We start from the raw sequence: 19001 nt of genomic DNA on the forward strand, positions 1-19001 counted from the left end.
AAACCAATGCGCAACGTTAAGAGTGTGTCCTTCATCATCGCTACCGCAGCTCTGCTCGCGGCCTGCAAATCGCCAGTCAAGGTCGCCGAGCCGACCGTCGTCGAGCGCACCCCGGAAGCCCCGGCCGCCGCCGCCGACACCCGCGACATCCGTCCAGTCGAAACCGCCACCGTCGATCCGCTGAACGATCCGAAAGGCGTGCTGGCCAACCGCAGCGTGTACTTCGACTTCGACAGCTACGTCGTCCGTGAAGACGGCAAGCCGGTCGTCTCGAACCACTCGAACTACCTGAACCAGAACAAGGCCCGCAAGGTCCTGATCCAGGGTAACACCGATGATCGCGGCGGCAGCGAATACAACCTGGCCCTGGGCCAGAAGCGCGCCGAAGCCGTGCGCCGCTCGATGGCGACCCTGGGCGTGGCCGAGAGCCAGATGGAAGCCGTGTCGCTGGGCGAAGAAAAGCCGAAGGCAACCGGTTCGGGCGAAGCCGCCTGGGCTGAAAACCGTCGCGCGGACATCGTCTATCAGTAATCCTTAAGCTGTAGCGAATTGACAGCGGGGTGGTGGCAGTGCAGACTGCTACCGCCCCGTTTTCCATTGCCACACCGGTACAGAAAGAATACGACATGATGAAACCGACCCCGTCCCGCCTCGCCGCCCTGCTGCTGGCCCTCGTGCTGCCGCTGCAGGCCTCGGCCGGCCTGCTGGACGACGACGAAGCGCGCCGCGCCATCCTCGACCTGCGTGCGAAAGTGGACAATATCGCGCGCGACCTGACCACCCGCCTCGACGCCAAGGCCGACAAGACCGCCACGCTCGACATGCTCAACCAGCACGAGCAGACCATGGCCGAAATCGCCAAGCTGCGCGGCCAGATCGAAGTGCTGGCCAACGAAGTGAGCAAGGCCCAGAACAGCCAGCGCACCCTGTATTCCGACCTCGACGCCCGCATCAAGAAACTCGAGCCGCGCGCTGAAACGATCGACGGCGAAACCGCGCAAGTGCTGCCGTCCGAAAAACAGGCCTACGACGCCGCCATGGCGAACTTCACCGCGCGCGACTACAAGACCGCCGCCACCGCCCTGCAGGATTTCGTCAAGCGCTACCCGGAATCGGCCTACGCCGCCAACGCCCAGTACTGGCTCGGCAACGCCTATTACGCCCAGCGCGACTACAAGAACGCCATCGCCGCCCAGGAAGTCGTCACCAGCACCTATGCCAGCAGCGCCAAGGCGCCGGACGCGATGCTCAACATCGCCACCAGCTACGCCGAGCTGAAGGATAAAGTGAAGGCAAGGAAAACCCTGCAGACCCTGGTCTCGAAGTTCCCGGATTCGCAGGCCGCGCAATCGGCCAAGGACCGGCTCGCCGTCCTGAAGTAAAGCCTTAGGGAAACATTCGGGCGCAGCACGTTTGACAGCGGGACGCCGACGCCCTATAATCTTGCTTCTTCGGGTCGTTAGCTCAGCTGGTAGAGCAGCGGACTTTTAATCCGTTGGTCGCAGGTTCGAATCCCGCACGGCCTACCACGAATTTGCAGTATCAGATCAAGGCGTTACGAGCAATCGTGACGCCTTTTTTTGTATCCGCAGCAGTCCCCTCTTTATTTACTGTGCCGTACTGGTGACGCGCAGCAGTCTGTCGACGGATACCCTCGCACCGCCATTGCGCGGGAATGCCCGCGATCTGTGTGAGGCGTCATCAGGAACCAGCACTGTCCGGCTAACGGTCGGCTTGCTGGATATCGGCTGGCGGCAAGTGCCGTACCAATAACTGATCGATACGGTAGTGGTCCACATCGAGCACCTCGAACTTGACCCCCTGGTACTCGACGCTGTCGGTCCGCTTCGGAACCTTGCGCAGCATGTACATCATGAAGCCCGCAGCAGTCTCGTAGTTTTCTTCTTCCGGCAGGCTATCGAGACCGATAGTCCGCTTCACGTCGCCCACCGGCGTACTGCCATCGATCAGCCAGGAGCCGTCGTCCCGTTGCATGATCTGTTCGTCCGCATCGAGCGGACTGCCCCAGCTCCCCATGACAGTCAGCATGACATCGCTCAGTGTAATGACCCCCATGACCAATGCATATTCGTTGATCACCACCGCGAAGGTTTCCTTGCTAGCCCGGAACTTGTCGAGAAGCTCGGAGAGCGTCAGCGCGTTCGGAATGATCAGAACGGTGCGGATGCTCGATTCATTGAGCTGGAACGGCGACTGCTTGTTCAGGAGCCGCACCAGGATGTCGCGCGTATCCACGTAGCCGATGACCCGGTCGATCGTGCCATCGCAAACGGGGAATTTCGAGTAGTTGGCGATCTTGTGGCGGATGCTTTCCTCGGTCTCGTTCAGTGTGAAATACACCACGTTATCGCGATTGGTCATGGCCGATTCGACCGAGCGCGACTCCAGTTCGAACACGTTCTCGATGAAGTGCTGCTCCTGCTTTTGCAGCACGCCGGCTTGTGCGCCGGCTTCCAGCGCGGCAGAAATCTCATCGAAGGTGATCGCGTCCTCGCGCGTGGTGTCGATCTTGAAAATGCGGAAAATCAGGTTTGCAATGAGGTTGAATCCCCACGACAGCGGTTTGCATATCCGGATGAACCACAGGACCGGACGAATCACCGCGACGGCAATACGCTCGGGCGCCATCATCGCCAGCCTTTTTGGCATCAGGTCTGCGAACAGGATGAAAAGGAAGGTGACGAACATGAATGACAGGACGAAGCCGATATTCTCGAGCGCCGGTCCGTCATAGACGGCCGAAATCCAGGCAATGAAAAACGGCCGCAGTGCCCCCTCACCCAGGATACCGCCAAGAATGGCGATCGCGTTCAGGCCGATCTGGGAGGCGGCGAAAAAATCGGCCGACTGCATTTGCAGCGCCATTACTTTCATGGCGCGTTCGTCCCCGGCCTCGGCCAGCAACTTGAGTTTGATCTTGCGCGCGCCGGCAAATGCAATTTCAGTCAGTGACAGAAACCCTGCGGCCAGCACCAGAAGAACCATCAAACCAACATGTTGAAACAAGCTCACTGGGCACCTGATGTAAATGCCAGCAAAAGCGCTGCTGACCGTATATGTTCAGCAATTATTGTAACAGCAAGGACGACAGGCTTACCGCGGCTCGCCCAGAGATGCTGACTGCGCTGCCAATCACGATCGCGTCGAGTACAACGCAATCGAGCGCAAATGCCGGCGCCGCCGGTACTGGTTTGGGCAGATGCCCGAGCAGCGTGCAGACGCTGCAGAAATCTGATGGCGCAAGCCATCCAGGACACCATCGGGTGCGACAACGGTGTCTCGGGGAGGTAAAGAAGACCAGCGCGCCGATCGAGGACACCAGTCCCTACTGGATGTGGCCGAACCGGGCGCCGATCAACAGAGGCAGTCCGATGGACAGGGCTGCCGCGAAAGGCCTCTGCCAGGTCCTATCGTGGACTGGATGGTCGTCGGGTGCCGCAGTTCATTGGCGAGGACAGCCCTCGATCGTTTCCCCCTCCTCGGATTCTTCTTGCATTCGTGCTTCCCGCATCCGAAAGTCAAGCCGTCCGCTCATCGGTGCCGCGCACACTGCATCATGCTTTGGCATGTCCGCGCCGGATTCGGCAAGAGCGCTTCCTATCGCACCGCCACCTTGCCGCCGTTTGCCAGAAAATTGACTGCCATCATGGACATTGCCCGCACGCCAACTACCAAGGCTTTTTTATCGACAAAGAACTTCGGATTATGGTTCGGCGCGGCCGAGGCCGGATCTTGCCCGTCCGGCGTCACGCCCAGGAAGACATAGAGTCCGGGCGCCTGCTGCGCGATGGCGGCGATGTTCTGTGCGCTGGTCTGGATGTCGGTGCGGACCTTGACGCCAGGTGGGGAGCATCATGCCAGCGCGGCCCAGCCAGCCCTGCCGCCCTGCCGCCGAAGTGGTCACCGGCCGTCGGTTCGCCGGTCATGCCCACAACGATCACACCCGGCTGGATACAGAAGCAAAACCGACGAACCCGGCAATGCAGGTGTGCATGCAGCAGCGTCGTGGATGCATTCGCTCTCGTACACAGAAAGCCCATGAATCCTGGTTCATGGGCTTTCTGCATTCCGATACTTTTCTGCTGGCAGGCGGGCCGTAGGCACTTCTCGTATTCGTCCATGCACTGTTCAGCTCCCCTCACGTACCGCAATCGCGCGCCTTGTTGCATAATCCGCAGGAAGCACAACAATCCCGATTCCACGCCACGAGGCAGATCGATGCGTCAACGATGACATCAAACGGTCCACCCCCGCTGCCGGCCATGCCGCCACCGCAGCTGGGTCCCCGTTCGCTGGCCAGCCTGGGCACCCTGACCGCGCTTCTGATCGTGGCACTAGTGCTCGGCACCGCCGTCATGCTCAACGTCAGTTACCGAGACACGATCCGGCAACAGAAAACCACCCTGCGTAACCTGTCGATCGCGTTTTCGTCGCAGACGCTGATCGTGGCGCAAGCCGTCGACGAAGCGATTCGTGACATCGAGCGCAGTCGGATTGACTCCTCGGCTACCGGTCCTGTGCACCTGGACGATGCCGGCCTGCAGGGCGCGGCGCGCGAGTACCTGCTCGGCCTCTACGTGTTCGACCGCCGGGGGCGCCTGCTGGCGACGGCCATGTCCTCGGGGCTTGCACCCGCGCTTCCCGCTGGCGCGGAACTGCCCGGCGCAGCGCCGCAGATGAGCATTTCGGCCGTCGACCGCGGCACCGGTCGCGGCATCATCAATGTCGTACGCCCCTGGCACGACGGTGCCGGGCGGCGCATCGGCTCGGTGCTGGCCCAGGTCGATTCGGAGCGCTTCGAGCGCATCTACAGCCTGGTCGAACTGGGCGAAGGCGGCTCGGTAACGCTGCTCCACCGCAACGGCACGATGCTGGTGCGTGGTCCCAACCTGCCGCACAGCATTGGGAAATCATTCAGCGATACGCCGCTGTTCCAGCGTTATCTGCCGCAAGCCGAGCGCGGCGCTTTCGAGACCATCAGTCCGATCGACGGACAGGCCCGACTCTACGGTTACGATGCGGTCGACAACTACCCGCTGGTGATCATCAGCGGCATGAACAAGTCGCTGGCGCTGGCGTCCTGGTATGGCAGGCTGTGGACGGCCGTGTCGCTGCTGGCCCTGGTCTGCATCGTGGCCGTGTTCCTGGCCTGGCGCGTGGCGCGCGACGCCCGGCGCCAGCAAGCGCTGATCGCGCGCCTGGAAGCGAGCGAAGCGCGCGCCGGCAACAGCGCAGGCTACCTGGCTGCGATCCTGAACGCGGTGCGCACGCCGATCTGGGTGCTCGACGGCAGCCACCGGCTGGTGACCTGCAACGAGGCATTCGCACGCTTCGTGGGCCGGCCGCTCGACGAGGTTGCCGGTCGTACGGAAGCGGAGCTGCTCGATCCGGATGGCGCCGCCGAACGCGCGCACCGCTACGCCCAGGTGCTTGCCGGCGGCTGCGCCGACGAGACGCCCGCCATGCTCAGGGACAGCAGCGGCGATGTGCGCACGGTGATCCAGCAGACCGCGCAGTTGCGGGATGCTGCAGGCCATTTACAACTCGTCAATCTGCTGACCGACGTGACCGAGCGCGAACGGGCCGAAGCGCACCTGGCCTACCTCGCCAATTTCGATGCGGTGACCGGCCTGCCGAACCAGCATCACTTCCGCCACCTGCTGCGCGCGGAACTGGCCGACGCGGCGGCCAGGGGTACCCAGCTGGGAACGCTCGTGGTGTCGCTGGCGCGCCTGCACGAAATCAGCGATCTGCTTGGCATCGACGCCGGCATCTCCGCCCTGCACGAGATCGGCGCCTTGTTCCAGTTGCAGTTGCCGCACGCAGCTGGCGTGGCGCGCATCAAGGACAACGAATTCGCGCTGGTTGTGCATGCGCACCATGGACGCGGCGAGCTCGAGGAATTCGCGGTCGCGCTGCACCGGCGGCTGTCGCAGGCCCTGGGCGTGAACGGGCGCGAATTCTTCCTCGGGCCGCGCGTCGGCGTCTCGGTGTTCCCCGAGGATGGGCAGGATGCGGACGAACTGTTCCGGCGCGCCGACAGCGCCCGCAACCGCAGTGGTTTCGAAGGCGACACGATTCACTTCTTTTCCGAGAGCGCCCAGTCCGATCTCGACGAACGCCTCACGGTCGAGGCGCACCTGCGGCGCGCGCTGGAACGCGGCGAATTGCGCATGGTGTACCAGCCCAAGGTGGCGATCAATTCCGGACGCATCGCCGGTCTCGAGGCCCTGCTGCGCTGGAACAGCGGCGAACTGGGCGACGTGGCGCCGGTGCGCTTCATTCCCCTGGCCGAACGCACTGGACTGATCGTGCCGATCGGCGCCTGGGTGCTGGAACAATCCTGCCTCCAAGTGGCGCGCTGGAATGCCGCCGGGGCCGCGCTGAAAGTGTCGGTCAACCTGTCGCCGCGCCAGTTCGACCAGAAAGACCTGATCCCGATGGTCGAACGCTGCCTGCTGAGCAGCGGCCTCGACCCCGCCTGCCTGGAACTGGAAATCACGGAAACGGCCCTGATGGGCCAGGGCAGTGAAGCCGACACCCTGATGCACGCCATCCGCGCGCTCGGGGTCGAACTGTCGGTCGACGATTTCGGCACCGGCTATTCGAGCCTGGCCGCCCTGAAACGCTTCCCGGTGCAGCGCCTGAAAATCGACCGCGCCTTCATTCGCGACCTGGGCCGCGACGACGACAGCGCCGCCATCGTGCGTTCGATCGTCAATCTGGCGCGCAACCTGAAGCTGGGCGTGGTGGCGGAAGGCGTCGAGACCGAAGATCAACTGGCGATCTTGCGCGGCCTCGGCTGCGACGACTACCAGGGCTTCCTGTTCAGCCAGCCGGTCGAAGCCGATGCTCTGCCCGCGCTGTTCGAGCAGAACCGCGCGGCGTTCGCTTGAGACGGCCGGCACGTCCTCCTTCCTGCGGCGCCCGCCGTTTGCCTATAAAATGCCATAAGTTAATTTCAATACCACTTTCCGCGTTACTCTCGTCCGCATCATTCTCGTATTCCGAAGGCCGCCATGACCCTGCCCCTGATCCTCAACCTGGCCGTCGCCCTGCTCGTCTGCGCCCTCCTCTACCGCATGCAGGCCAGCCACGCCTCGTTCACCAAGCGCGTCTTCACCGGCCTGGGGTTGGGCGTGCTGCTGGGCGCGGCGCTGCAGGCGATCTACGGGGCGGCCTCGCCCACGGTCGCCGCCACCAATGCCTGGCTCGACGTCGTCGGCAGCGGCTATGTGCGATTGCTGCAGATGATCGTCATTCCGCTGATCATGGTGTCGATCATCGGCGCCATCCTGAAATTGCGCGATGCCGCGTCGCTGGGCAAGATCAGCGCGTTGACGATCGGCATCCTGATCGCGACTACGGCGGTAGCCGCCATGATCGGCATCCTGATGGCCAAGCTGTTCGGGCTCACCGCCGTCGGCCTCACCGCCTCGGCGGCGGAAGTGGCGCGCGGCGAATACCTGCAGGGGTCGCTGTCGACGGCCAAGGAAATCTCGCTGCCGTCGATGCTGCTGTCGTTCATTCCAGCCAATCCCTTCCTCGACATGACCGGCGCGCGCAAGACCTCGACCATCGCGGTCGTGTTCTTCTCGGTATTCGTCGGCATTGCCGCAACCGGCATCGCCGCCAAGAAGCCGGCCGAGTTCGCCTCCTTCAGCCATTTCGTGCACGTGGCCCACACCATCGTGATGCGTATGGTGACGCTGGTGCTGCGCCTCACGCCCTACGGCGTGTTCGCGCTGATGGCGAAGGTCGTGGCTGGCTCCAGCCTGCAGGACATCCTCAACCTGCTCGGCTTCGTGCTGGCGTCGTACAGCGCGCTGATCCTGATGTTCGGCGTGCATTTGGTGCTGGTTGCCATGAGCGGCCTGAATCCGCTGCGCTTCGTGAAGAAGATCTTCCCGGTGCTGGCCTTTGCATTTACTTCGCGCACCAGTGCCGGTTCGATCCCGATGAGCGTGGCGACCCAGACCACGCGCCTGGGCACGCCGGAAGGCATCGCCAACTTCGCCGCCTCGTTCGGCGCGACCATCGGCCAGAACGGCTGCGCCGGCATCTATCCGGCCATGCTGGCGGTGATGATCGCGCCCACGGTCGGGATCGATCCATGGAGCGCGGCTTTCCTGCTGCCGCTGCTGGCCATCGTCGTGTTCGGTTCGATCGGCGTGGCCGGCGTCGGCGGCGGCGCCACCTTTGCCGCCCTGATCGTGCTGTCTGCGCTCGACCTGCCGGTGGCGTTGGCGGGCCTCCTGATCTCGATCGAACCACTGATCGACATGGGGCGCACGGCGCTGAACGTGAGCGGTTCCATCACTGCCGGCACCCTGACCTCGCGTCTGCTCGGCGCCACCAATATGGCGGTGTTTAATAGCGACGTGGAAACCAATCTGGACGGCGAGGAACAAGCCGCCTAAGTAAAAACAACCTTTTAAAAAAGATAATAGTTTGCGCACGGAATCGTGCGCGGACCCGTTGTCGAATCCGTCTATGATGATGTCATGTCAACATCAACGACGGACAGGTAATGGAACAGAAGTGGCCACAGGAAATCTGGCTGATCAGGCACGGGCAAAGCGCCGGCAACGTCGCGCGTGACATCGCCGAAGCCGCAGCCGGGCACGAAATCGACATCGCCGAGCGCGACGTCGACGTGCCCCTGTCCGAACTGGGCATCCGCCAGTCCGAAGCCCTCGCTTCCTGGTTCGCCAGCCTGCCGCAGGAGGAGCGCCCGAACGTCGTCCTGCATTCCCCGTACGTGCGTGCGGCCGAGACCGCCAAGATCATCATGCGCCGTCTCGAGCGCGAGTCGCTGCTGGCCGTGAATGCCGACGAGCGCCTGCGCGAAAAGGAATTCGGCATCCTCGACCGCCTCACCACGCACGGCATCGCCCACAAATATCCCGACCTGTACGCCCAGCGCCAGCACGTCGGCAAGTTCTATTTCCGGCCGCCCGGCGGCGAAAGCTGGGCCGACGTCATCCTGCGCCTGCGCAGCGTGCTCGATACCCTCAGCCGCGATTACTGCCACGAACGCGTCGTCATCGTCGCGCACCAGGTCATCGTCAACTGCTTCCGCTACCTGTTCGAGCGCCTCGACGAAGCGACCATTCTCGCGTTCGACCGCGCCGGCGACGTGCCGAATTGCTCGGTCACCTCGTATTCCTTCGATCCGGCCGAGGGCAAGCATGGCCGCCTGGTGGTGCGCCTCGTGAATTTCGTCGCGCCGCTCGAGAACACCGGCACGCCGGTCACGGTCGGCAAAGACGTACCGTCCGCGCCGAAGGCCTGATACCGACATGAACGCCCCCCACGCTCCCGAGGCCGATCGCGCCGTGCACGACGTCACCACGCAACTGCTGCGCGACTGGCCGCTGCCGATGCCGGGCGCTGAAGGCGACAAGGAACAGCGCGGCCATGTGCTGATCCTCGGCGGCTCGCGCGAAATGCCGGGCGCCGTGATCCTGGCCGCCACCGCCGCCCTGCGCGCCGGCGCCGGCAAGCTGACGGTCGCCACCGGCGCCAGCGTCGCCCAGCTCGTTGCACTGGCCATGCCCGAGGCGCGCGTGATCGGCCTGGCCGAAACCGAGGCCGGCGGCTTCCTGCCCGATGCGGTCGAAGTGCTCGATCCGCTGGCCGACCGCATCGATGCCATCCTCATTGGGCCAGGCATGCAGGACGAAGCGGCCGCTGCGGAACTGGTACATGGCCTGTTGGCACGGCTGCACGGCAGCGACACCGCAGTCGTCCTCGACGCCTGCGCGATGGGCACGCTGCTGCATGCGCCGGCGGACTGGGCGCCGGGTGAAGCCTACCGCTTCGCGCAGCCGGTCATCGTCACGCCGCATTGCGGGGAGATGGCGCACCTGACCGGCATCGAGAAATGCGACATCGTGTCCGGCCCCGATGCGCGCGCGCTGGCCTCGGCTGCCGCCTGGAACGCCGTCGTCGCCCTGAAAGGCGCGCGTACCGTCATCGCGTCGCCCGAGGGCGAGCTGTGGCAGCACGAAGGCGGCAATGTCGGCCTGGCCATTTCCGGCTCGGGCGACACGCTGGCCGGCATCATCGCCGGCCTGGCCGCGCGCGGCGCAGCCCTGGAGCAGGCCGCCTGCTGGGGCGTGGCGCTGCATGCGCGCGCCGGCGAGCGCCTGGCCGAACGCATGGGGGTGCTGGGCTACCTGGCGCGCGAGATCCCGAACGAGATCCCGGCGCTGCTCGAATCGATTGCCGGCCGAGCGAGCAATGGCGCGGACGGCAAACAGGACAAAAAGGGGCCTTGAAAAAAAGGCATCTGTACCAACCATCCGGCTAACGCCGGGGGAACGGTTGAATGGGGAGCTGTTTGACCGGTATCAAATTCCGCATGCAGGAACGCGGAACAAAGCAAGAAGTGCGCAATTCGATGAACTGGCGCTCATCACGACAGTCTAATTTTTACAGTCGAATTCGTGCACTGAACGGGGCCGCGTGTTGCGTCGGTTCCCTGAGGGCTTTGCTAATGAACACGAAGGATGCGCCGGGCAGCCGGGGTATTCAAGAAGGTTCATGGTGACGCCGAACTGGCGCCGTTGTTCTCCACCGCCTCACCTGGAGACTTCGGTACAAAATAGACGTGAACGAGGAGTTAAATAATGAACGCAATCACCAAAGCACCAAAAATCCTGCTGACCGCCGCCCTGCTCGCTTCGATGCTGGGTGCATGCAAGAAGAACGATACGGCTGGCACCGCCGGCGACACCTCGGCAACTTCGCCGAGCTCGACCTCCGGCACGAGCGGTACCACCGGCACCACGGGTGATACCGGCACCGGCGCCACCGGCACTGGCACCACCGGCACCGGCGCAATGGGCACCACCGGCGACACCTCGGGTACCGGCGCAACCGGCACGGGCGCTACCGGCACCGACGCAATGGGCACCACCGGCACCACCGGCGACACCACCGGCACCGGCGCAACTGGCACCACCGGCACGGGCGCTACCGGCACCACCGGTACCTCGGGCACGTCGGGCACCACCGGCACCACGGGCGCTGGCGGCACCACCGGCAGCACCGACTCGACCGGCACCGGCTCGGCTGGCGCTGGCACCACGGGCACCAGCACCGGCCGTTAATCGGCGCTGGACTGTCCACAAACCGGAGCCCCACAACGCGGGCTCCGCGTTTTTCGTTTGGCCGGCAGCTTGTACGCCGGCGTTCCTGCAGTCCCATGACACGCAAGCTGTCATTCCCTCCTTTTCGACCATCACGTAGACGCGTGCTCCGTCTCTTCGCGGTCGCATCGATCCGCATTCCGCAACGCGCACGTACACTCACGCTATCTGTCTTTCACTGCCGACCGTGCCCAGCCTGTCTGCCTGCGCCTGAGTGTTTCGCTCTGTCAAACAGCGCACAGTCGCCGCCCCCGGTCCCTGCCACAATGCATCCATCCCCGGGCACCGCTTGCCCTGTCAAGCGGCAACGGCACGCCATCGAACCAGGAGCAACACCATGAATACACTGCACAAAGTACCGAAAATCGTCCTGACCGCCGCCCTTCTCGCCGCCATGCTCGGCGCCTGCACCAAGAAGGATTCGGGCTTCGGCGGCGCCGGCGATGCCGGGCACGTCACCAGCCGCACCGAAGGCACGGGCACCGGCTCGGCCGCGGGCGTCAGCGGCGCCACCGGCAATTCGGGCGACACCGGCCTGTCCTCGACCGAGTACAACACCAACGTCACGCCGCGCACCGTCGGCGAGGGCGAAAGCACCAAGACCGATAGCCTGGGCGCCTCGGGCGGCGCCAGCGGCTTCGACGGCGTCAAGCCAGTCGACGGCAGCGGCAACACCACCGGCGGCGCCAACCCTGGCGGCGCCCCGATGCAAAGCGCGCCGGCCGCCGGTACCCAGAGCACCGGCCATACCGGCAACACCACCGGTACCGGACCGGGTTCCACTAAACAAGGTTCGGGCGGCGCAGGCAGTATCCACTAAGTCCACCTGCCAAAACAAAACCCGCTTGCGCGGGTTTTTTTACGTCCAGACCGATCAGACCCCTTCGGTGACTTTCGCCACCGGCGCCTTGGCCAGCGGCACCGTCCTGGTCCGGCCGCGGCCGGTGAGGAAGCGGAAAGCGCGCACGATCAGGCGGAAGATCAGGCGCACGAATACCAGCGTCAGGATCGCTTCCACGAAGGTCGCCAGGAAGGCCGGCAGCGCGTGCCAGCGCTCGGCACGGCGGTGGAATTTCGCCGCCATGCGGTCGCGCGCGATCTCGATGCTGTCGTAAAAGGTCGGCACGACCAAGAGCGTCAGGAAGGTCGAGGTGATGGTGCCGCCGATGATGGCGACCGCCAGCGGCTGGTAGAACTTGCCGTCCGGACCGAGCGCCAGGGCCACCGGCAACATACCGGCGATCAGGGCGAAGGTCGTCATCAGGATCGGACGCAGCCGCATGCGGCCGGCTTTCATCAGCGCGTCTTCGCGGCCATAGCCCTCTGCTTCGAGAGCGCGCGCGGCGTCCAGCAGCAGGATCGCGTTCTTCGCCACCAGGCCCATCAGCATGATGATACCGATAAAGCTCATCAGGTTCAGGGTGCCGCCGGTGATCAACAGGGCCAGCACGACGCCGATCAGGGACAGCGGCAGCGACATCATCACGCCCAGCGGCGCGGTGAAAGAGCCGAACTGCATCACCAGGATCAGGTACATCAGGCCGATACCGCCCAGGAGCGCGGTGGTCATCTCCGTGAACAGTTCCTGCTGGTCCTTGCCGGCCCCACCCAGCGCCAGGCCATAGCCCGGCGGGAAGTCGAAGGTTTTCGCCAGCTTCATGGCGTCGGCCGTGACTTCGCCGCTGGAGCGGCCCTGGGCGTTGGCCGAGACCGTGATCACGCGCTGGCCATCCTTGTGCTTGATCTCGGAGGGACCTTTGCCCATGCTGATGCGGGCGATCTGCTCGAGCGGTACCATGGCGTTGGTGCCGGCAATCGCGATCGGCAGGCGCTCGATGTTCTCGATGTCGACACGGTCTTCCGGATGCAGGCGCACCGCGACGTCGCGCGTTTCGCCGGTCGGGTCGACCCAGTCGCCCACCTCGATGCCGGCAAAGGCCACGCGCAGCGCGGTGGCCGCGTCGCCCACCGACACGCCCATCGAATTCGCCAGACCGCGGTCGAGCTCGATCTGCAACTCGTTTTTCGGGTCCTGCTGCGACAGCGTGACGTCGACCGCGCCCGGCACCTGGCGCAGCTTGTCCATGTAGGCCGAGGTCAGTTCCATCAGTTTGCGCGAGTCGGCGCCGGTGAACTCCACCTGCACCGGCTTGCCGCCGCCGTTCAGGTCGTCGAGCACGGTGTACTCGGCGCCGACCAGCGCGGCGACCTTGGTGCGCAGTTCGGCGCCGATCTCGGCCGCCGAGCGGTTGCGGGTATTGCGCTTGCCGATCTCGACATAGATCGAACCGCCGCTCGGACGGGCGACGACGTCGGTGGCGCGCACCTCGGTGATGGTATGCGCCAGCGCTTCGGCCTGCTGCATCTTGAGCCGGGCGTACTGCAGGCTCGACGAGGCCGGCGTGCGCACCTCGATCATGATCTTGTTGCCGTCGCCCTTGGGCAGGAAGCTGGTGCCGCCCACCATTACTTGCAGCGCAATGGCGCCGACGAAACTTGCGAGCGCGATCACGCCCATCCAGCGGCGGTGGTGCAGCGCCCAGGCGATCACGTTGCCGTAGCGGCTGGCCTGGTGGTCGAACCAGTCGTTGAAGCGCCCCAGCACTTTCGAGATGCCTTTCTTCGGCGCATGGTGGTGGCCTGGAGGATCGCCCCAGTAGGCCGACAGCATCGGGTCGAGCGTGAACGAGATGAACAGCGACACCAGCACCGAGCAGGTGACGGTCAGTGCGAACGGACGGAACCATTCGCCGGAGACGCCCGGCATGAAGGCGACCGGAATGAACACCGCCATGATCGAGAAGGTGGTCGAGGCCACCGCCATGCCGATCTCGGAGGTGCCGACCAGCGCCGCGGTACGGCGGTCGGCGCCCGCTTCCATGTGGCGCACGATGTTTTCCCGCACCACGATGGCGTCGTCGATCAGCACGCCGATCGCCAGCGACAGCCCGAGCAGGGTCATGAAGTTGAGGGTGAAGCCGCACAGCCAGACCGCGATAAAGGCCGCCAGCACCGAGGTCGGCAGCGACAGCGCGGTGATCAGGGTCGAGCGCCAGGAGTTGAGGAAGGCGTACACCACGAACACGGTCAGCACCGCGCCGAACACCAGCGATTCGATCACGTTGTTCAGGCTGCTTTGCGCTTCTTCGCCGCCGTCGCGGGTAATCGTCAGTTCGGTACCCTTGCCGAGTTCCTTGTTGATCTTGGCAACTTCCTCGCGCACCTTCTTGGCGATCGACACGGTCGAGGCGTCGCGCGAGCGGATGATCTGGATGCCGACGTTCGGATTGCCGCTGTGGATCGAGGCGCTGTCGATGTCGGCGAAGCCGTCCTGGATCTCGGCCACCTGGTTCAGGCGCACGATGGTGTCGCCGCTGCGCTTGACGACGATCTGGGAAAAGTCTTCCGGACGCTCGATACGGCCGATCAGGCGGATGCCCTTCTCGTCCATGTCGCCGCGCACCTTGCCGACCGGGGCATTGGTGTTCTGGTTGCGCAGCGCGTTCGCCACTTCCGACACCGAGACATTGTATTCACGCAGTTTTTCGGCGCGCAGCAGCACCGACAGCTCGCGCCGCAGGGCGCCATTGACGTTGACCGTCGCCACGCCGTCGATGGCGCGGAAGCGGTCGGCCAGGTCGTCCTCGGCCAGGCGCGACAGTTCCGCATGGGTCTGCCCCTTCGACGACAGCGCCAGTCCCATGATCGGCTGCGAGGAAGGATCGACGCGGCGCAGGATCGGCTCACGCATTTCGAGCGGCAGCTTGTAGCGCACCGCCGAAATGGCGTTACGCACGTCGTCGGAGGCTTCGATCAGGTTGCGGTCGAAGTCGAACTGCAGCACCAGCGTGGCACTGCCTTCGTTGGCATACGACTCGACCTCGGTCACGCCCTGCACGCTTTGCATCTGCTTTTCCAGGCGGTCGATGATCTCGCGCTCGCTCGTTTCCGGCGACGCGCCCGGATACGGAATGCTGACGACGATGACGGGAATCTCGACGTCCGGGTTCTGGTTGACGCGCAGCTTGGACAGGGCCAGCAAGCCCATGCACATCATGCCGAGAATCAGCACGATCGTGGCGATCGGCTTCTTGACAGAGAAATTGGAAAGGAACATGGCTTAGTTTCCCTTGGCCTGCGCACCATTGGCGGCGGCGACGGTCTTGCCGACGACTGGCGAACTGCCCGCCAGTTCGACCTTCTGGCCATCCTTCAGGTTCGAACTCGGATTGCGCAGCACGGTGTCGCCAGCGGCCAGGCCGGCCTTGATCTCGATGTTGCCGGTGCGCTGGTCGCGCACCCCGGTCTGCAGGTCGACCCGAGACAGCTGGCCGCCCTTCACGCGCCAGGTATAGGTCTTGTCGCCGGCTTTCACCATCGCGCTTTCGGGCAGCATCAGCACGTTCGAGCTCTCGGCGTCGATGCGGCCTTCGGCGTACAGGCCGGCCACGCGCGGCTGCTCGCCGGTGAGGGCGACCAGCACTTCGACCTGGCGCGTGATGTCGTTGGCCGAGGCGTCGATGCGTTTCACGACCCCGGTGAACTGCTGGCTGCCGTAGCCGTTGATGTGGTATTTGACCTGCTGGCCGACCTTGATGGTGCCGATCTTGTCGGTCGAGACGCGGCCTTCGAAGCGCATGCTGGTCGGGTCGATGACTTTCACCAGTTCCTTGCCGACGGTAGCCGTGTCGCCGCTGGACACCTTGCGGTCGCTGACGATGCCGTCGAACGGCGCGCGCACCATCGTGCGAGCAATCTGCTGGCGCGCCAGCGCGGCGCGGCTCTTGGCTGCCGACAGTTCGCTCAGGGCGCTGTTGCGGCGCACTTCGGCTTCGTCCTGGGCCGCGGCCGAGGTCATGCCCGAGGCGCGCAGGGTTTTCAGGCGTTCGAGCTGGCGGTTGGCCTGGTCGAGCGCCTGGGCGGCGGCGGTCACGCCGGCGTCGGCCGAGACCAGGGTGTCGCGGATCGCAGTTTCGTCGAGTTTCACCAGCAAGTCGCCGCGCTTGACCGGTTCGCCATTTTCCTTGAGTACCTGCAGTACCACGCTTGATACTTCGGCGCGCAGGTCGGCGCGCCGCTCGGGCTGGATCGAGCCGGTGATCACGGGGCCGGAAGCAAGCGAATCGCTGGAAATCGTCAGCAAGTCTTGCGGGGCGACCAGCAGCTGGCTCGGTTTATTGTCTTTGGCATTCGCCGTGGCGCCGGCCTTGGCGGGCTCCTTGCCGTCCTTGCCGCAGGCGGCCAGGGCGGCCGCGATGGCGAGGACAAGTAAAGTGTTGCGCAGCATTGAAATATCTCCCAGTTGGACTCTGACGTATTTATATGAATTGGATGGAATCAGTCAGCGCGCAGTATCTAGGAGGCAGGCCGACCCGTCAATTGACGATCACGCCCGTTGTTATTTTGGAGGGATGAACTGCGAAATGGTGCGATGAACTGCATATGCACCTGGCGGAATGACGCCGGGGTACCCCGGCATGGGACCCCGGGGCACTGCCCCGGGATGAACGACGATCAGCCGCCGAATAAGTTAAAGACGAGAAAACCCATGCCGATGCCGGTAACGATGCCGCCACAGATTTCGACCAGGGTGTGGCCCATGCGCTCGCGCAACGTGGTATGGCCGGTGACGGCAACGGCCAGGCGGTTGATGGCGGCGGCCTGGCGGCCCACGTGCTGGCGCAGGCTGTTGGCATCGATCATCACGATAAAGGCGAGCGTCACCGCCACGCCGAAGGCCGGGTGGTCGATGCCCTCGCGCAGCGCGATCAGGGTCGCCATGCTGGTGACGACCGAGCTATGGTTACTGGGAAAGCCGCCATTTCCGACCAGATTGAAGGCCCAGCGCCGCTGGCGCGCGCTGTTGATCAGGAACTTGATCGGGCCGACGACCAGCCAGGTCAGCAGGGGTGTAAGGAGGTAAGCGAGGTCCATGAAATCCTTGTCGGAAAGTTGCAGTAAGCCGGGCCAGAATTATCGCAGAAGCAACGCCCTGCAGGGGCACCGCACGGCGACCTGCGCTGCGCCGCTCCCCTTAAGCTACGGTTAAGATTGTTAAAACTGTGGCATTTCAACCAATAATCTCAACGAATACTTTTAATCAATAAGCGAGCGAGGGGTTTTACCATGCGGCATTTCAGGATTTCCATCATTGTGACCGTCGTCCTCATGGCCCTGGCGGGCTGGTGGGGCTACGAGCACGGCGGCATGGCGGGCCTTGCCAATGCGCTCTGGATCACGGCGGTGCTCGGCGTGCTCGAAGTGTCGCTCTCGTTCGACAATGCGGTCGTCAACGCCTCGGTGCTGCGCCACTGGAACGAGTTCTGGCGCAAGCTGTTCCTGACGGTCGGGATCCTGGTGGCGGTGTTCGGCATGCGTTTGCTGTTCCCGCTGGTAATCGTCTCGGTCGCCACGGGTCTCGGCCTGCTCGACGTCTGGCACATGGCGATCGAGACGCCAAACGAATACTCGCGCCACCTGACCGAGCACCACGCGGAAGTGTCCGCCTTTGGCGGCGCCTTCCTGATGCTGGTGTTCCTAAACTTCCTGTTCGACGACCAGAAGGAACTCCACTGGCTCGGCTGGATCGAGGAAAAGGTCGGCAAGTACGGTTCCGAAGGCCTGGCCACGCTGCTGACCCTGCTCGCGGTGTTTTTCGCGATGACCCTGATGCCCGAGGCGCGCAAGCTGCCGGTGCTGATCGCCGGCGTGACCGGGGTGCTGATCTATATCGGCGTCAACTGGATCAGCGGCCTGCTGGAAGAAGAGGAAGAAGACCCGGCCATCGGCAAGATGATTTCCCAGGGCAGTATCGGCGGCTTCCTGTACCTGGAAGTGCTGGACGCCTCGTTCAGTTTCGACGGCGTGATCGGCGCCTTTGCCATCACCAACGACGTCGTCATCATCATGCTGGGCCTGGCGATCGGCGCGATGTTCGTGCGCTCGATGACGGTGTTTTTGGTCTACAAGGGCACGCTGCAGGAATTCGTCTACCTCGAGCACGGCGCGCACTACGCGATCGGCATTCTGGCGTTGATCATGTTCGCCAACGTCCACTACCACATTCCGGAATGGTTCACGGGGCTGTCGGGGCTGGCGTTCATCGTGGTGTCGCTGTGGTCGTCGATCCGGCACCGCAAGCGTGCCGAGCTGGAGGGAACGCACGAGAAGGCGGAAATCGCCTAGACGCGCTTAAGCCCTCCTTAAATGGCAGCGTGCAGGTGCCCTGCCATTTTGACAATCGGGGCGCGCGTGGCAGAATGACGCCACCGCGCCGCCGAGCGCCCTCTTCCACCTGTTTCCACCACTTTCTCTCGACCATGCCGAAAGCCCTGCCGCCACGCGCCATCGCCATCCTGCTGTCCCTCGTCGCCGCCCTGGTGGTCATCGGCGGCATCTATACCTGGTTCACGCTGACCTGGTCGTATTCCGAGGGAACGCGTGCCGGCTATCTGCAGAAGTTCTCGAAAAAGGGCTGGCTATGCAAAACCTGGGAAGGCGAAATCCTGCTCTCGAGCATGCCGGGCGCGATTCCCGAACGCTTCGCGTTTACGGTGCGCGACGACAGCCTGGTACAAAAGCTGCAGTCGACCATGGGTCAGCGCGTCGAGATCAGCTACGAGCAGCACAAGGGCGTGCCGACGACCTGCTTCGGCGAAACCGAGTATTTTGTCGAGACCGTCAATACCGGGCCGGTGTCGCCGGTATCGCCGAGCGATGCGCCGAAGGTAACGCAGTGATATGAAGTGTGAATCACCGGAAGCCGGTGATTTATTGGATATATCAAGCACGGCGACGTAGGGTGGACGGGGGATATCAGTCCGG

Annotated in this window: 14 protein-coding genes and 1 tRNA gene; 11 read left to right on the top strand and 4 right to left on the bottom strand. The window is 64.0% G+C overall.

Going from position 1 to position 19001, the window contains the following annotated elements; translation table 11 throughout:
* Positions 1–6 precede the first annotated feature (6 nt).
* From pal to AC56LG_RS00930, 3 genes are all read left to right on the top strand, one after another.
* A complete protein-coding gene (gene pal / locus AC56LG_RS00920) occupies positions 7–531 on the top strand; it encodes a peptidoglycan-associated lipoprotein Pal (protein WP_497164263.1) in 525 nt (174 codons plus the stop codon).
* 95 nt (positions 532–626) lie between these two features.
* Positions 627–1382: a tol-pal system protein YbgF gene (gene ybgF, locus AC56LG_RS00925; RefSeq protein WP_497164264.1), complete on the top strand. Its 756-nt coding sequence runs from the start codon at positions 627–629 to the stop codon at positions 1380–1382.
* 71 nt (positions 1383–1453) lie between these two features.
* A tRNA-Lys gene (locus AC56LG_RS00930) sits at positions 1454–1529 on the top strand.
* A gap of 193 nt (positions 1530–1722) precedes the next feature.
* Here AC56LG_RS00930 and paeA read toward each other — a convergent pair.
* Positions 1723–3033, bottom strand: coding sequence for a polyamine export protein PaeA (gene paeA, locus AC56LG_RS00935; RefSeq protein ID WP_497164265.1), 1311 nt, complete (start codon positions 3031–3033; stop codon positions 1723–1725).
* Positions 3034–4283: 1250 nt separating this feature from the next.
* Here paeA and AC56LG_RS00940 point away from each other — a divergent pair.
* The 6 genes from AC56LG_RS00940 to AC56LG_RS00965 all read left to right on the top strand — a co-directional run bounded on the left by AC56LG_RS00940 (position 4284) and on the right by AC56LG_RS00965 (position 11997).
* Positions 4284–6917 (top strand): bifunctional diguanylate cyclase/phosphodiesterase, encoded by a 2634-nt coding sequence (locus tag AC56LG_RS00940; RefSeq protein ID WP_497164266.1) that lies wholly within the window; start codon positions 4284–4286, stop codon positions 6915–6917.
* 123 nt (positions 6918–7040) lie between these two features.
* Positions 7041–8441, top strand: coding sequence for an L-cystine transporter (locus AC56LG_RS00945; protein WP_497164267.1), 1401 nt, complete (start codon positions 7041–7043; stop codon positions 8439–8441).
* Positions 8442–8551: 110 nt separating this feature from the next.
* A complete protein-coding gene (locus tag AC56LG_RS00950; protein WP_497164268.1) occupies positions 8552–9316 on the top strand; it encodes a histidine phosphatase family protein in 765 nt (254 codons plus the stop codon).
* 7 nt (positions 9317–9323) lie between these two features.
* Positions 9324–10304, top strand: coding sequence for an NAD(P)H-hydrate dehydratase (locus AC56LG_RS00955; RefSeq protein ID WP_497164269.1), 981 nt, complete (start codon positions 9324–9326; stop codon positions 10302–10304).
* 351 nt (positions 10305–10655) lie between these two features.
* The gene (locus AC56LG_RS00960; RefSeq protein ID WP_497164270.1) at positions 10656–11138 is read left to right on the top strand and encodes a hypothetical protein; all 483 of its coding nucleotides are present in this window, start codon (positions 10656–10658) and stop codon (positions 11136–11138) included.
* Between the two features lie 376 nt (positions 11139–11514).
* The gene (locus AC56LG_RS00965; protein WP_497164271.1) at positions 11515–11997 is read left to right on the top strand and encodes a hypothetical protein; all 483 of its coding nucleotides are present in this window, start codon (positions 11515–11517) and stop codon (positions 11995–11997) included.
* Positions 11998–12051: 54 nt separating this feature from the next.
* Here AC56LG_RS00965 and AC56LG_RS00970 read toward each other — a convergent pair whose 3' ends face one another.
* The 3 genes from AC56LG_RS00970 to AC56LG_RS00980 all read right to left on the bottom strand — a co-directional run bounded on the left by AC56LG_RS00970 (position 12052) and on the right by AC56LG_RS00980 (position 17111).
* Positions 12052–15294: an efflux RND transporter permease subunit gene (locus AC56LG_RS00970; protein ID WP_497164272.1), complete on the bottom strand. Its 3243-nt coding sequence runs from the start codon at positions 15292–15294 to the stop codon at positions 12052–12054.
* A gap of 3 nt (positions 15295–15297) precedes the next feature.
* Complete coding sequence (locus AC56LG_RS00975) at positions 15298–16464, bottom strand: efflux RND transporter periplasmic adaptor subunit (protein ID WP_497164273.1); 1167 nt, start codon at positions 16462–16464, stop codon at positions 15298–15300.
* A 227-nt stretch (positions 16465–16691) separates the two neighbouring features.
* The gene (locus AC56LG_RS00980) at positions 16692–17111 is read right to left on the bottom strand and encodes a divergent PAP2 family protein (protein WP_497164274.1); all 420 of its coding nucleotides are present in this window, start codon (positions 17109–17111) and stop codon (positions 16692–16694) included.
* 192 nt (positions 17112–17303) lie between these two features.
* Between AC56LG_RS00980 and AC56LG_RS00985 the strand changes: the two genes are divergently transcribed.
* Positions 17304–18362, top strand: a complete 1059-nt coding sequence (locus tag AC56LG_RS00985; protein ID WP_497164275.1) for a DUF475 domain-containing protein — start codon at positions 17304–17306, stop codon at positions 18360–18362.
* Between the two features lie 134 nt (positions 18363–18496).
* Entirely contained in the window at positions 18497–18916 is a 420-nt protein-coding gene (locus tag AC56LG_RS00990) for a DUF8785 domain-containing protein (RefSeq protein WP_497164276.1), read from the top strand.
* Positions 18917–19001 lie beyond the last annotated feature (85 nt).

This window comes from Telluria sp. ZB2R32, assembly GCF_059685715.1.